The following is a 12,970-nucleotide window of genomic DNA, read 5'->3' as shown; positions in this document are numbered from 1 at the left end:
GCGGTGCCCAAATGCAACTTATTCCCAATCGCCAGCAGACGAACGCCACGTCTTAGCGTCCGCATCCCAAACACTGGCGGTGACGCAAGGCGTTGGGTTTATTCCGTCGCAATTGGATCCATGAATATCCGCAACAACAACGCGTTGACGCCCAAAATCAACGACTGTCCAGCCTTGGTTGAGCAAGGAGTGCACCTCTTCGCTTACCCAAAAGTGCGACATGCAACCGCCAGTTCCGCAAAAAAGAGATGCGGCGCTGGAACACGCGAAACCAGATTCATTCAGAACCCAGTCGCGTTGTAGATCTCCGTCGAGATCTACCCTCTCAACCGCACCCCAATCTAAGTCAAACTGACCGTCGTTGAACTCCGCGCAGGCCTGTGCCGCCAGATCAACCTTCGCCTGCAAACCGGGCGGAAGTTGCGATACATCAGCCGCGACAACTGGTGAGGTCCAAACCAGGCCCGAAGCAAGCATAACCCCGGCGACCAAACATTTCATATGACGCGCTATTTGGGAAGCTGGTTGGAAGGAGGTATCAATTGCACTGATCATACGTGTAGTCCCCATATTCCAGCCAGTTTGCCGAGCCTTCGCTAAAAATCAGAAACTCGGACCTGTCCTCCCCAAGCAGGGCGACGACAAATCCGGCGGGCGGCTCATAGTTTCCGAAGTAACTGTAGGCCGTCATGGCTCTGATCGACTCGCCGTTGACCGTTACTCGCGCGTCCCACTCCCCCTCTGGATTGTCCAGAATTAGGTATTCGATTTGGCGTTTTATCGCTCCGCCACCACAATAGACAATGCCTTCGGGTGCTTCGTAGGAGGCCCCTTGGCTAGCACCTGAATCGCAGGCGGAACGAAGGGACCGAATTGCCGTGCCGGAACCCTTCAAGTCAAAGATTCCGTAGCTGACATCTTGATCAATCATCGACAGATTAACCGATGCATTGGCCGCAAGCTGGTCCAGTACAAAATCATAGTCCTGTTGACTATTGAAACCGACCTCGACTGGATAGTTGTCGACGATCTGCAGGGCAGCGTTTTCTGCGCCGACCTGAAATGCTCCAACTTCGGTGGTGCCGTTCTTCAAGAAACGAATGGAGAGCCCCTGCTTTTCCACGATGTCCTGGCTATCCTCATATCCAGCCGGAGCAAAGCGGATACGATTACACTGAAGTTCCAGCGTCATGTTTCCGGTCTGAATAAAAGCATTGGGGTTAGGCCCGGAGTTGAACGACCACTCCGCTGATGCTGTGGTCGCTCCTGCCATCATCATCGTTCCAAAGTAAATCGTTTTGAAACTCATCATCTCTCTCCATGATGTTGTGGTTCGTGCTGTCATTCAGCCAGAGTTGCCGGCCCGTTACCCAGGCAACCAGGTTAGGAAACAGGTGCGCCGTATTCGTTTGCGCCTTCTTGGGAAGGTCGCGTCAGCCACCAGATCATCAGGATGGACAGAACCAATTGAAGAATTGAGACAACAACAATACCGGTCACGCCCAGGACGGCCGCAGGTCCTCGCAATGCATCGGGGTTTTCCGTCCCTTGCTCCAATACCGAGAAGATCGCCACCCCACCCAGCATAACAAAGAGCGTTGTAATGCTGAGCGCCATCGGCAGCAGCAAATACCAGCCAGGTCGTCCTGTATCATGCAGCCTTCGCCAACCGGCGGCCAGCATAGGTATGAGAACAGCCAGTTGGAAAACAGAGGACAGGACCCGAGATCCCTGGCCTGTTTCGGGGTTGGTCCCGAATATGATCGTATCCAGCACAGCCAAAGCAGCACTCACGAGAACCACAAACAAGAAGAACCACCAATATTCTGAGCGTAAAGCCCGGCCGGAAAACTGGAAGTATTTCGAGAAACATGTCTTAACGGCTTCACCAAATCCCATCTTTCGATCCCTTTATTGTTTCTGTGCGGCCTCAGAACGCCTCGCCACCTAAAAGAACAGACTTGCCTTTCTGGGTTTTCCACCTTCCTTTTGTGTTTGAACGCCAAAAAACTATCCTTAGAGAAGGTAGCGAAGTTTGCGCGCGGAAAAAATGTTGATTTGTGAAAAATAAGATTCAAACATGCGAATTTGACGCAACTTTCATTTTACCTCCGTTGTTGTCGTTGCTGCTCGCTTTCCCGAGCCCTTCCGGCCGCTGGAGTGAGTGCTGGCAGCCGGAAGGCACTTTACACGGATCAGTCGTTGGGAGAGCGCGATGCTTAGACTTAACGTACTCGCCCTCTTTCCAGAGTTTGCTCTAGCTTTTGCCAGTGATTTCATTCGGCCATCCCACGTTGTTGGAGGTCTTGGCAGTCAACGTAATAGTGATCTGCCCGCCAAGCCTCCCTTGGCAAGTTTTGGGAAAGGTCGTCACAGGAACGTTGTGTGTTCTGTCGGTGCCCAAACGCGAGAGCTTCAAACAAGCGTATCCAATTTCGCTAATTTCAACAGACTCAGAGGGAGAAGAAGATGACCAACAAGATGGTGATGCTTGCGAGCGCAACTTGTTTCGCACTGCTTGCGGCCTGCGACGACACAGGTACATCCAGTGCGTCCGCCGAACTCACACCCGCTCAGCAGGCGTGTTTGCGAGATGTGGCCAAAACAACGAACAATTCGCAAGTCGTTGTGCTCTCATCCGAATTTAGCGAGGCGGGAACACAGGTCACAGTCGGCGTTGGCGAGGATCGTGCTCCTTGGAATTGCATTGCTTACAGTGATGGCGCGACAGCTGGTATCGAATTCCTGGGCGACGAAGGCGCATTGTGAGCAGTCTGCTGCGTAGCCGAAATCGGCTGCGCAGCACTGGCTTGATCTGCTGAGGCTCGACTTGGTTTGTAGAACCACCATCATCGTATTCGCATTCTGTACCTGTTGGCATTGATTGCATTTTTGACGGGCAAATTTGGCTGGCTGGGACAGGAACGAGACCCCTTGTCCGGGGTGTTCCTTTTGCCGTTGGGACTGCCTTGGATACTTCTAGAGGATTTGGTCTCGGAGTCAGCCAAGCCGTGGTTTGCGGCGATTGCACCGATGCTCAACAGTTCTAATATGTGACAGCACCTCCATCTCGAAACTTTCCTTGAAGGTAAAGGGCCCCAAATGGCCGGCACCTTTCAGAACCTTTAGCTCAGCAAGCTTACCTTGGCTTGCCAGAATTTCTGCGATGCGCTTCGTGTGCGCATGAGTCTCCGATCCGAGCATGATCGTAGAGGGAATTCCTTCATGAAAAATATTTTCTGGATCAGGTTCATTCAGAAGCGCATCGAAATCGCTTGGGGCTTTGTGGACCCAATCAATCATAGCGCACCTGCGTTCACGGCTCAGGGCTTGCCAAGAGCCAAGTCCTCCCCAAAAATCAGTAAAAACCTGAGCGCTGAACTCTTCGCATCCCTCTTCTATTCCCGTTCGTATTGCGTTTGTGAGGCTTACAATCTCGGAATACAATGAACCGTCAGCCGCGTTTCCGGCTTTCAGTAGGCTGAACAAAGTTGGTTCATAGAGACAAAGTGATCGAACAAGGTCGGGTCGAGCTCTGGCGATATGCAACGCCAGCGCTCCTCCATACGAGTGTCCAATCAAGTGAGCGGGTCTGCCAAGCTTCTCAATCTCAGTGATGATCGAAGCAGCTTCGTCTTCCAATGTGAACGGCCCGTCGGGGATTTTATGACCCCGAGACAGGGTTCCAATTAGGTCGGGCGCTATTGTTTTGGTTTCATCGCTCATCCGGGCAAACAGAGTGCGCCACTGGCTTCCGTCAGCACCGGAACAATGTAGCCCCACGCAGGGAGCGGGCGAAATTTGGGACCGGGACGGCGAAGCGTGTAGTGATGCGTCAAATTGTTTATTCATGTGATGACCTCCAATCTGAATTTCACAATGGTGTCACGCATCTGTCCTTCAGCCTATCGGACACATGTCCCGGCTAGACTCAAAGCGACGGGAAATTGTTGGGACATTTGCCCCAAAATGACTAAAAAAGGACATGCGAACCGTTAGATACACTTCCTCAAGCGATGGTACGTCGCTGGCGTGGAGCAAATCCGGAAACGGCCTGCCCATGGTAAAGGCGGCTAATTGGCTTACGCATCTCAGTTATGATCTCGACAGTCCAATTTGGTCGCACTGGATCGAAATGTTAGAAAGTCAATTCACCCTTGTTCGATATGATGAGCGAGGCTGCGGATTATCTGACAAGCGAGTTGAGAATCTGAGTATTGATTACTGGGTTGATGATCTCGAAGCTGTAATCGACGCCGCTGAAATAAATGAACCATTCTATCTTCTGGGTGTTTCTCAGGGTGCGGCGACTTCTATCGCGTATTCGCTCATGTATCCCGACAGGGTCGCTGGGATGATACTTGTTGGCGGCTATGCAAGGGGCAGTAACCACCGTGGACCGGTTGCCGCCAAGAACTACAAGACTGTAATCGATGTATTTCGCTTGGGTTGGGAGAATGACAACCCAGCATTCCAAGATGTATTCACATCAAGATTTCTTCCTGGCGCGGCAGTCGAACAGCGCTCATGGTTCACAGATCTTTGCCAAAAGACCGTTTTGCCTGAGACAGGGGCCGACCTGCTTATGGCGCGCGCTGACGTAAATGTTGAGTGCCTTCTGCCAAAGGTTTCAGTGCCGACACTGGTGATCCATTCAAGGGATGATCAGGTTATTCCGTTTGAAGAAGGGCAACGTCTCGCTCAGAAAATTCCCGGAGCGATAATGTCTGCTTTGGAGGGGAAAAACCACATTATCCAACGCGATGAACCTGCTTGGCGCGCTTTTTCCAAGAGTTTGCTTGAGTTCACCTCTTCCGGTCAAACGACGGACTTTAACGATTTGACAAAACGCGAACAGGACGTGCTGAGACTTATCTGTCAGGCAATGAGTAGTAAAGAAATTGCTAACAGTCTTCAAATGAGTGAAAAAACCGTTCGAAACCACACAAGTAAAATCTACGCCAAACTTGAACTGCAAAACAGACAGCATGCAATTCGCACGTATGGGCATCTGTTCTGATTAGAGCATGAAACTGCAAACCTATTAATCTGATCTAACGTGGCAATGGCAGCTTTGTCCGCAGAGCAATCGTTCACGCCGAGCGTCGCGAAGGTTCGATTGCCGCTCGCCGCTATTCACTTCAACGACTGTTCGCAGACCAAATTGGGCATTCTTCCAGCGGCAAATATGTTTCCACATGTTGCATGCCTGCTATGACTTGCCGCTGGTCTACACACGATTAGAAATCCAGGTTTTCCACGCTCAGCGCGTTTTTCTGGATGAATTCACGGCGCGGCTCGACCACGTCGCCCATAAGCTTGGTGAACAAGTCATCGGCCTCGACCATGTCATCGACACGTACCTGCAGCAATGTCCGCGCATCCGGATCCAGCGTAGTTTCCCACAGCTGATCGGGGTTCATCTCACCCAGGCCCTTGTAGCGCTGGAGCGACAGGCCTTTTTCGCCCTCTTCCAAAATGGCGCGCAGCAGATCCAGCGGGCCGTGGATGACCTGCGACCGGTCGCGGCGGACCAATGTGGCCGGCAGGTTGTAGACGTCCTGCAGGCTCTGGGTAAAGCTGCCTGTCTTGCGCGCTTCGCCGGAACGCAGCATCGGACCGTCCAGCGTGCGGACTTCCTCGACGCCGCGCAGGATGCGCGCCAGTCGGATACCGTGGTCCTGCGTAATCCGGCCCTGCCAGCCGCGCTCGTATTCCAGCGCAATCAGGTCCAGCCGCGCCGCGACCTTGTCGGCCACACCCTGCAGGTCGGCATCCACCGCCCCGGGCACAAACGCCCCGGCAACGGCGGCCTGTTCAAGGATGTGCCGCGGGTAATGCGTCGGGAAGGCGTCCAACACGCGCTTGAGTTGGCGCGCCTCGTCCACCACACGGGTCAGATCCTGACCCACGATCTCTTCACCCGAGCCCAACTTGAGCACGGCGCCCTCGACACCCTGGTTGATCAGATAGTCGTCAAGCGCCGCCTGATCCTTCAGGTAAACCTCTGACTTTCCTCGTGAAACCTTGTACAGCGGCGGCTGCGCGATGTAGAGATATCCACCCTCTATCAACTCGGGCATCTGGCGGTAGAAGAACGTCAGCAACAGGGTCCGGATATGTGCACCGTCCACGTCAGCATCGGTCATGATGACGATCTTGTGGTAGCGCAGCTTCGAGATATCGAACTCGTCCCGGCCGATACCGGTGCCAAGCGCCATCACAAGGTTGCCGATTTCCTGGCTGGACAGCATTCGGTCGAACCGCGCACGTTCGACGTTCAGAATCTTGCCGCGCAAAGGCAGAACCGCCTGCGTCAGACGATCGCGACCGGTCTGCGCCGATCCACCGGCCGAGTCCCCCTCGACCAGGAAAACTTCGCTTTTGGCCGGGTCCTTCTCAGAGCAATCCTTGAGCTTGCCGGCCAGATAGTTGACGTCCATCGCCGTCTTGCGTCGGGTCAGTTCGCGGGCTTTCCTCGCCGCTTCGCGCGCCAAGGCGGCCTCGATGATCTTGCCGACGATGGTTTTGGCCTCGTTGGGGTTCTCCTCGAACCACTCGGCCAGTTTCTCGTTCATCAACCCTTCGACAGCCGGTCGCACTTCCGAGCTGACAAGCTTGTCCTTGGTCTGGCTGGAAAACTTCGGGTCAGGTACTTTGACGGACAGCACGCAGGTCAGGCCTTCGCGCGCATCATCGCCGGTGAAGCTGACCTTTTCCTTTCTCGCGATCCCGCTGGACTGTGCGTAGTTGTTGATCGTGCGGGTCAGCGCCCCACGGAAGCCAGCGACATGCGTGCCGCCATCCCGCTGGGGGATGTTGTTGGTAAATGGCAGGACGGTTTCGTGATAGCTGTCGTTCCACCACATCGCGATCTCGACCCCGATATCGTCGCGCTCGCCCTTGATATAGATGGGCTCGGGCATGGCCGGAGTTTTCGACCGGTCGAGGTATTTCACGAATTCCTTGACGCCGCCCTCGTAGAACAGTTCGGTCTCAAGCCGCTCGGCCGGCCGTTCGTCAACCAGGATGATCCGAACGCCCGAGTTCAGGAAGGCCAGTTCGCGCAACCGCTTCTCCAGCGTCTCGAACGAATACTCTAGGTTCGAAAACGTATTGGTCGAAGCCAGAAACCGCACCTCGGTCCCGGTCCGGTCGCCGCATTCGCCGACCACTTTCAGATGCTCCGAGGTTTCGCCGCCCTCAAACCGAGCGAAATGCTCTTTGCCGTTGCGCCAGATGCGCAGCTCCAGCCAATCGGACAGAGCGTTCACCACCGAAACGCCCACGCCGTGCAGACCGCCCGACACCTTGTACGAGTTCGAGTCGAATTTCCCGCCGGCGTGCAGCTGGGTCATGATGACCTCGGCCGCCGAGACGCCTTCTTCGGGGTGGATGTCCACCGGAATCCCGCGACCATTGTCGCTGACCGAGACGCTGGAATCGGCGTGAATCTTGACGGTCACATGGTCGGCGTGACCGGCCAGAGCCTCGTCAATGCCGTTGTCCACGACCTCGTACACCATGTGGTGCAGACCGGACCCGTCGTCGGTGTCACCGATATACATACCGGGGCGTTTGCGGACAGCCTCCAACCCCTTGAGAACCTTGATGGAATCTGCGCCGTATTCCTGATTTGCCTGTGCGTCTTCGGACATGCCGTCAGTACCTATATTATTTTGGTAAGTTATACGTTCTCTGGTGGGGAATGTCACGTCATCCCCCCAGATTTTGTGCCGGTTCTTTCAGCCGCGAGCCGAGCTGATCGGCCGACCTCAGACGGTCACAATCTATCCAGATCGGCGGCGATATCAGCAGCGATTTGGCGGGCATCGACATCGCCGCGCTCGGCCGACAGGCGCAGGCCCAAAAGGTCGGACTGATAGCGCGTCGCCAGCCGCTCGGGATCATGGTCGAGACCGATCTGCCCCTGCGCCTGCGCCTGCCGGAACAGATCGGCGAAACAGGCCTTCATCCGCGACAGATGGGTCGCGGCCAGTTGCGCCAGATCATGGTCCTTTGCGCTCAACTCGGCATAGGTCTTGGCCAGCATGCAGGCCTTTGCAGGCGCGTTCGCGGCCTCGACCACCAACTGCGGCTGGGTCTTGAGCGCACCCAGCGGCCCAAGCTCCTCGGCCAAGGCTTCAAGCCGGGCAACACCTTCATCCGCATAGCGTTCCAGCGTCAGGGCATACAAGGCGTCCTTTGACCCGAAGGCGGCGTAAAAGCTGCCTGGCTTCAACTTCAGCGCACGCTCGAGATCCTTCAGGGACGTGCCCGCCCAGCCCTGGCGCCAGAACAGGTCTCTGGCCTGCGCGATCAGCGCGTCACGGTCATAGGCAGGTTTGCGGGGCATGTGATCACCAATTCTTGAACGATTACTCAAATATATACTTGAGTGATCGCTCAATAAAGCCTATTTCGGACTCAGCCGCCAGAAAAGGAGACCCGAAATGGCCGATTTTCCCTCGCATGACCTCAACACCGCCCCTGAAGGTTCAAAACCCCTGCTCGAGAAATCGCAGGCCGCGTTTGGCCGCCTGCCGGGCCTGCACAAGGTCATGGCCGAAAGCCCACAGCACCTTGAGGCCTATCAGGTTCTGCACCACCTGTTCCTGCAGACCGATTTCGACAATGACGAGAAAACGGTCGTCTGGCAGACCATCAACGTGGAAAACGAATGCCACTATTGCGTTCCGGCCCATACCGGCATCGCCAAGATGATGAAGGTGTCCGACGAGATCACCGAAGCGCTGCGCAATGAAACCCCGCTGCCCTCGCCCAAGCTCGAAGCACTGCGTACGTTCACGGTGCAGGTGATGAACCAGCGCGGCAACGTCACCGACGCGCAGTTGCAGGCGTTTTTTGATGCAGGCTATTCGCACCGCGCCGTTCTGGACGTGATCCTGGGCCTGGCGCAGAAAACCATGTCGAACTACGTCAACCACATGGCCCAGACGCCGGTGGACGAGGTGATGCGTCCCTTCCTGTGGGAACGCAAGGTTGGCGAGCCGGCCTGATCCGCTCAGGCGGGGGTGACGGTCGAGCCGTCACCCGCGTCATTGACCACGAAAGACTGCGCCCGGTCGCCCAGTTCGGCGAACAACTCGGGGCCTGTTCCGGTCATCCAGGCCTGCGCCCCCAGCGCGCAGATTTCGTCATACAACGCCGCCCGGCGGTCCGCGTCCAGATGGGCCGCAACCTCGTCCAGCAACAGGATCGGTGGCGCTCCGACCTGCGCGGCCAGCGCCCGCGCGTTGGACAGAATCAACGACACCAGCAGCGCCTTCTGCTCTCCGGTCGAACATTCACTGGCCGCAACGCCTTTTGCGGCAAAAACCCCATACAGATCCGACCGGTGCGGCCCCACCAATGTGCGCCCCGCCGCTAGGTCGCGGAACCGGCTTTCGGCCAGCGCCTCCAACAGATCCTGCGCGCTTTCGGGCATGTCCCCTTCCGATTGAACAAGTTCCAGTTCCGCCGAGGGAAAGGCGGTCTCGGCCTGTTCCTGCGCCGCGCGCAACTGCGCCAGAGCACCCAGCCGCGCGGTATGAATGCGATGCCCGGTTTCGGCCATCTGAGCCTCGAGCGCCGCGTACCAATGCGCGTCACGCACCTGCTCTTTCAGCAGGCGGTTCCGTTCGCGCATGGCCTTTTCATAGATCAACGCGGCCTCGGCATGGCTCGGGTCGAAACTCAGCGTCACCCGGTCCAGAAACCGCCGCCGGCCTTCGGCGCCTTCGATCCAAAGCCGGTCCATCGCGGGCATCAGCCAGACGACCCGCGCCAGCTTGCCCAGATCGATCTGGCTGGCTGCCTTTCCGTCGATCCGGACCTGCCGCGCTGCGCCCCCCTCGGACCAGGTTTCGATCTCGGACCGGCGGCCCTGAACGTCCAGCAACCCGCTCAGCTTCCAGCCCAGCGCCTCGGGCCGGCGCGTCATCTCGGCGGCGCTGGCCCGGCGCATGCCGCGGCCGGGTGAAAACAGGGATACCGCCTCGAGAATATTGGTCTTGCCGGCCCCGTTCGGCCCGAACAAGGCCACCGGCCGCCCGTCCAGCGCCATGCGCGCCAGCTTGTGCGACCGAAAATGCGAGACCGTCAATTCGGTCAGGGCCAAAGCCATGACCCCTCCCTTCATCCTTGTACAAACACGCGCGCCGGACGCATCCCGCGCCCGCGCGATCAGACGCGCATCGGCATCACGACATAGACCGCGCTCTGGTCATTGCCTTCGCGCATCAGGGTCGGGTCGCCCGCCGAGTTGAACAGGAACACCGCGTTCTCGCGGTCCACCTGGCTTGCGATTTCCAGCAGGTACTTGGCGTTGAAGCCGATTTCCAGCCGTTCGTCGCCATAGGCCACGGCCAGCTCCTCCTCGGCGGCGCCGCTGTCGGGCGCATTCACCGACAGGACCAGCTTGTCGCCGTCCAGCTGCAGCTTTACCGCACGGGACCGCTCGGACGACACGGTTGCCACCCGGTCGACGGCCTGGGCGAACTCGGCCGCGTCGACTTCCATCTTGCGGGTGTTGTTCTGCGGAATCACGCGGGTGTAGTCGGGGAAAGTCCCATCGATCACCTTCGAGGTCAGCGTGATGTCGGGTGTGGCAAAGCGCACCTTGGTTTCGCTGACCGACACCGCGATGTCCATGTCGTCATCTTCCAGCAGCTTGCGCAGCTCGCCCACCGTTTTGCGCGGCACGATCACGCCAGGCATATCGGCGGCCCCGTCGGGGCAATCCGCGTCGATCCGCGCCAGACGATGCCCGTCCGTGGCCACGCAGCGCAACACCTTGCCGCCCTCAGGGCCATCCGTCACGTGCATGTAGACGCCGTTCAGGTAATACCGGGTCTCTTCCGTCGAGATGGCGAATTTCGACTTGTCGAAAAGCCGCCGCAGCAGAGCCGCCGAAGCGGTGAAGTTCGACTGGTACTCCGAGGACGCCATCACCGGGAAATCCTCTTTCGGCAGGGTCGCCAGCGAGAAGTTCGACCGCCCCGCCTCGACCGTCAGCCGGCCAGCCGCGCTGTCGGCGGTCAGCGTGACCAGCGCGCCATCGGGCAGCTTGCGCACGATCTCGTGCAGGGTCGTTGCCGCAACCGTGGTTGCACCCGCCTTTTCGACCTGCGCGGGGGCCTTGTCGACCACCTCGATATCCAGATCGGTCGCGCGGAACAGAACCTGATCGCCCTCGGCCTCGATCAGCACGTTGGCCAGGATTGGAATCGTGTTGCGGCGTTCCACAACGGATTGGGCCTGCGAAACGGCCTTGAGCAGCGTGCCGCGTTCGATGCTGATCTTCATACCCTCAATTCCTCTGATTTGAGTGCTTACATGGGCGGGACTGGCAAGTTAGCGGTTCAGCCCTGAGGCACAAGGATTTTTTACCGATTTCTGGGTCGGAACGCGCAAACCGTCAAGGTCCCGAGCGGCCCTGCGCCCCAGTTCCGTGGAAATCGTGGAAAAATGCGCACAGAAAAACCGCCCCCGCGCAAGGCCGGGGCGGTTTGCCGGATTGCGCGGGCTCAGGCTTCGAGCGCGCGGCGCAGCATTTCCACATCTTCGGCGATCTGACCGTCAGTCAGCTTCAGCTCTTCGATGCGTTTGACGCCGTGCATGACGGTGGTGTGGTCACGCCCGCCAAAGCGGCGGCCGATCTCGGGCAGCGACCGGCTGGTCAGCTGCTTGCACAGATACATCGCCACCTGACGCGGGCGGGCGTAGGACCGCAGGCGTTTCGGACCGATGATGTCGGACAGGCGGATGTTGTAATAGTCGGAAACCTTGCGCTGGATCTCTTCTACGGTGATCTTGCGTTCCGAGGCGCGCAGCACGTCGGCCAGACAGTCCTGCGTCAGCTCCATGTCGATCTCGCGGCCGACCAGCGAGGCAAAGGCGAACAGCCGGGTCAGCGCCCCTTCCAGAACGCGCACGTTGGTCGAGATGCGATGGGCCAGGAATTCCAGCACGCCATCGGCGATCTTCAGGTCGGGATAGGTCTTGGCGTATTGCTGCACCTTGTTCTGCAGAATGCCCAGGCGCAGCTCGTAATCGGTCGGGTGCAGGTCAACCACCAGTCCGCATTGCAGACGCGACTTGACCCGTTCCTCCAGATCCTTGATTTCACCCGGCGCGCGGTCGGCCGAGATGATGATCTGCTTGTTTTGATCCACCAGCGCGTTGAAGGTGTGAAAGAACTCCTCCTGCGTCGAATCCTTGCCGGCGATGAACTGCACGTCATCGACCATCAGCACGTCGACCGAGCGGAACAAGTGTTTGAAATCCATCATCCGGCGCTCGCGCAGGGCCTGCACGAAGCGGTACATGAACTGTTCAGCCGACAGGTACAGCACGTTGAGCTCGGGGCGTTTGGTCTTCAGCTCCCAGGCGATGGCATGCATCAGGTGCGTTTTACCGAGCCCAACCCCACCGTACAGAACCAGCGGGTTGAATGTGACGGGGCCGCCTTCGGAAACACGGCGCGCGGCGGCATGGGCCAGTTCGTTGGGCTTGCCGACGACGAAGGTGTCGAAGGTAAAACGTGCATCCAATGGCGCGGCCTGCAGCGACTCGAGCGCCTCATTGGTTCCGTTGCTTTCCGGTGCCAGCTCGATATTGACCGGCTCGGGCTGGTCTTCGACCGGCTGGACCGCGGCGGCGGGACGCGCCGGTGAGTTGGCGGCCACCCGGAAGGCCAGGCGCTGAACCGATTCTCCGGCCGTGTTCAGCTCGTACAGAATGAGGTCTGCAAAATTTTGACTGACGTAGTTCCCCATGAAGTTGGTTGGAACCGAAAATACGGCTACGCCTCCCTTCAATTCCTGAAATTCCAGTGGTTCAATCCAGGTCGTAAAATTGTTCCGGCCCACGGCCTTCAGCAATTTGTTACGCAGTTGTCCCCATTTTTCTTGTGTCATCCAGCGCCTCACGCATCCCAATATTTTTGACCTAATCGGCCTTATGATTG

Annotated in this window: 12 protein-coding genes; 3 read left to right on the top strand and 9 right to left on the bottom strand. The window is 57.7% G+C overall.

The window, feature by feature from the left end; genetic code table 11:
• Window positions 1–18: 18 nt before the first annotated feature.
• The 3 genes from AC2FM5_RS11170 to AC2FM5_RS11160 all read right to left on the bottom strand — a co-directional run bounded on the left by AC2FM5_RS11170 (window position 19) and on the right by AC2FM5_RS11160 (window position 1,899).
• Window positions 19–555 (bottom strand): hypothetical protein, encoded by a 537-nt coding sequence (locus tag AC2FM5_RS11170; protein WP_496735585.1) that lies wholly within the window; start codon window positions 553–555, stop codon window positions 19–21.
• Window positions 539–1,309 (bottom strand): hypothetical protein, encoded by a 771-nt coding sequence (locus AC2FM5_RS11165; protein WP_496735584.1) that lies wholly within the window; start codon window positions 1,307–1,309, stop codon window positions 539–541. The genes AC2FM5_RS11170 and AC2FM5_RS11165 overlap by 17 nt, the downstream gene beginning before the upstream one ends.
• A 74-nt stretch (window positions 1,310–1,383) precedes the next feature.
• Window positions 1,384–1,899, bottom strand: coding sequence for a DUF805 domain-containing protein (locus tag AC2FM5_RS11160; protein ID WP_496735583.1), 516 nt, complete (start codon window positions 1,897–1,899; stop codon window positions 1,384–1,386).
• Between the two features lie 570 nt (window positions 1,900–2,469).
• On the opposite strand from AC2FM5_RS11160, the gene AC2FM5_RS11155 reads away from it, so the two are divergent.
• On the top strand, window positions 2,470–2,769 hold the full coding sequence (locus AC2FM5_RS11155) for a hypothetical protein (protein WP_496735582.1): 300 nt from the start codon (window positions 2,470–2,472) through the stop codon (window positions 2,767–2,769).
• 231 nt (window positions 2,770–3,000) lie between these two features.
• Here AC2FM5_RS11155 and AC2FM5_RS11150 read toward each other — a convergent pair whose 3' ends face one another.
• Window positions 3,001–3,852: an alpha/beta fold hydrolase gene (locus AC2FM5_RS11150; RefSeq protein WP_496735580.1), complete on the bottom strand. Its 852-nt coding sequence runs from the start codon at window positions 3,850–3,852 to the stop codon at window positions 3,001–3,003.
• A 133-nt stretch (window positions 3,853–3,985) separates the two neighbouring features.
• Here AC2FM5_RS11150 and AC2FM5_RS11145 point away from each other — a divergent pair, with 133 nt between their 5' ends.
• A complete protein-coding gene (locus tag AC2FM5_RS11145) occupies window positions 3,986–5,020 on the top strand; it encodes an alpha/beta fold hydrolase (protein WP_496735578.1) in 1,035 nt (344 codons plus the stop codon).
• 220 nt (window positions 5,021–5,240) lie between these two features.
• Here the strand turns inward: AC2FM5_RS11145 and gyrB are convergent, their stop codons facing one another.
• Window positions 5,241–7,658 carry a DNA topoisomerase (ATP-hydrolyzing) subunit B gene (gene gyrB / locus AC2FM5_RS11140; protein ID WP_496735576.1) on the bottom strand — a complete coding sequence of 806 codons (2,418 nt, stop codon included), beginning with the start codon at window positions 7,656–7,658 and terminating at the stop codon, window positions 5,241–5,243.
• Between the two features lie 125 nt (window positions 7,659–7,783).
• The gene (locus AC2FM5_RS11135) at window positions 7,784–8,356 is read right to left on the bottom strand and encodes a TetR/AcrR family transcriptional regulator (protein WP_170406942.1); all 573 of its coding nucleotides are present in this window, start codon (window positions 8,354–8,356) and stop codon (window positions 7,784–7,786) included.
• A 97-nt stretch (window positions 8,357–8,453) separates the two neighbouring features.
• Between AC2FM5_RS11135 and AC2FM5_RS11130 the strand changes: the two genes are divergently transcribed.
• The gene (locus tag AC2FM5_RS11130; protein ID WP_170343112.1) at window positions 8,454–9,020 is read left to right on the top strand and encodes a carboxymuconolactone decarboxylase family protein; all 567 of its coding nucleotides are present in this window, start codon (window positions 8,454–8,456) and stop codon (window positions 9,018–9,020) included.
• 5 nt (window positions 9,021–9,025) lie between these two features.
• Here AC2FM5_RS11130 and recF read toward each other — a convergent pair whose 3' ends face one another.
• The 3 genes from recF to dnaA all read right to left on the bottom strand — a co-directional run bounded on the left by recF (window position 9,026) and on the right by dnaA (window position 12,920).
• The gene (gene recF, locus AC2FM5_RS11125; RefSeq protein ID WP_170373223.1) at window positions 9,026–10,126 is read right to left on the bottom strand and encodes a DNA replication/repair protein RecF; all 1,101 of its coding nucleotides are present in this window, start codon (window positions 10,124–10,126) and stop codon (window positions 9,026–9,028) included.
• Window positions 10,127–10,185: 59 nt separating this feature from the next.
• A complete protein-coding gene (gene dnaN, locus AC2FM5_RS11120) occupies window positions 10,186–11,307 on the bottom strand; it encodes a DNA polymerase III subunit beta (RefSeq protein WP_170342392.1) in 1,122 nt (373 codons plus the stop codon).
• A 221-nt stretch (window positions 11,308–11,528) separates the two neighbouring features.
• A complete protein-coding gene (gene dnaA, locus AC2FM5_RS11115) occupies window positions 11,529–12,920 on the bottom strand; it encodes a chromosomal replication initiator protein DnaA (protein ID WP_170342394.1) in 1,392 nt (463 codons plus the stop codon).
• Window positions 12,921–12,970: the final 50 nt, after the last annotated feature.

The sequence above is a fragment of the Ruegeria sp. BHSA162 genome, from assembly GCF_059613385.1.
Note: the sequence above shows the minus strand (reverse complement) of the source record. Positions and strands in the feature narration are given on the sequence as shown.

Bases quoted from the DNA above. Each gene is read 5' to 3' on its own strand.
- AC2FM5_RS11170 (WP_496735585.1), bottom strand. From the start codon at position 555: ATGATCAGTGCAATTGATACCTCCTTCCAACCAGCTTCCCAAATAGCG.
- AC2FM5_RS11165 (WP_496735584.1), bottom strand. From the start codon at position 1,309: ATGAGTTTCAAAACGATTTACTTTGGAACGATGATGATGGCAGGAGCG.
- AC2FM5_RS11160 (WP_496735583.1), bottom strand. From the start codon at position 1,899: ATGGGATTTGGTGAAGCCGTTAAGACATGTTTCTCGAAATACTTCCAG.
- AC2FM5_RS11155 (WP_496735582.1), top strand. From the start codon at position 2,470: ATGACCAACAAGATGGTGATGCTTGCGAGCGCAACTTGTTTCGCACTG.
- AC2FM5_RS11150 (WP_496735580.1), bottom strand. From the start codon at position 3,852: ATGAATAAACAATTTGACGCATCACTACACGCTTCGCCGTCCCGGTCC.
- AC2FM5_RS11145 (WP_496735578.1), top strand. From the start codon at position 3,986: ATGCGAACCGTTAGATACACTTCCTCAAGCGATGGTACGTCGCTGGCG.
- gyrB (WP_496735576.1), bottom strand. From the start codon at position 7,658: ATGTCCGAAGACGCACAGGCAAATCAGGAATACGGCGCAGATTCCATC.
- AC2FM5_RS11135 (WP_170406942.1), bottom strand. From the start codon at position 8,356: ATGCCCCGCAAACCTGCCTATGACCGTGACGCGCTGATCGCGCAGGCC.
- AC2FM5_RS11130 (WP_170343112.1), top strand. From the start codon at position 8,454: ATGGCCGATTTTCCCTCGCATGACCTCAACACCGCCCCTGAAGGTTCA.
- recF (WP_170373223.1), bottom strand. From the start codon at position 10,126: ATGGCTTTGGCCCTGACCGAATTGACGGTCTCGCATTTTCGGTCGCAC.
- dnaN (WP_170342392.1), bottom strand. From the start codon at position 11,307: ATGAAGATCAGCATCGAACGCGGCACGCTGCTCAAGGCCGTTTCGCAG.
- dnaA (WP_170342394.1), bottom strand. From the start codon at position 12,920: ATGACACAAGAAAAATGGGGACAACTGCGTAACAAATTGCTGAAGGCC.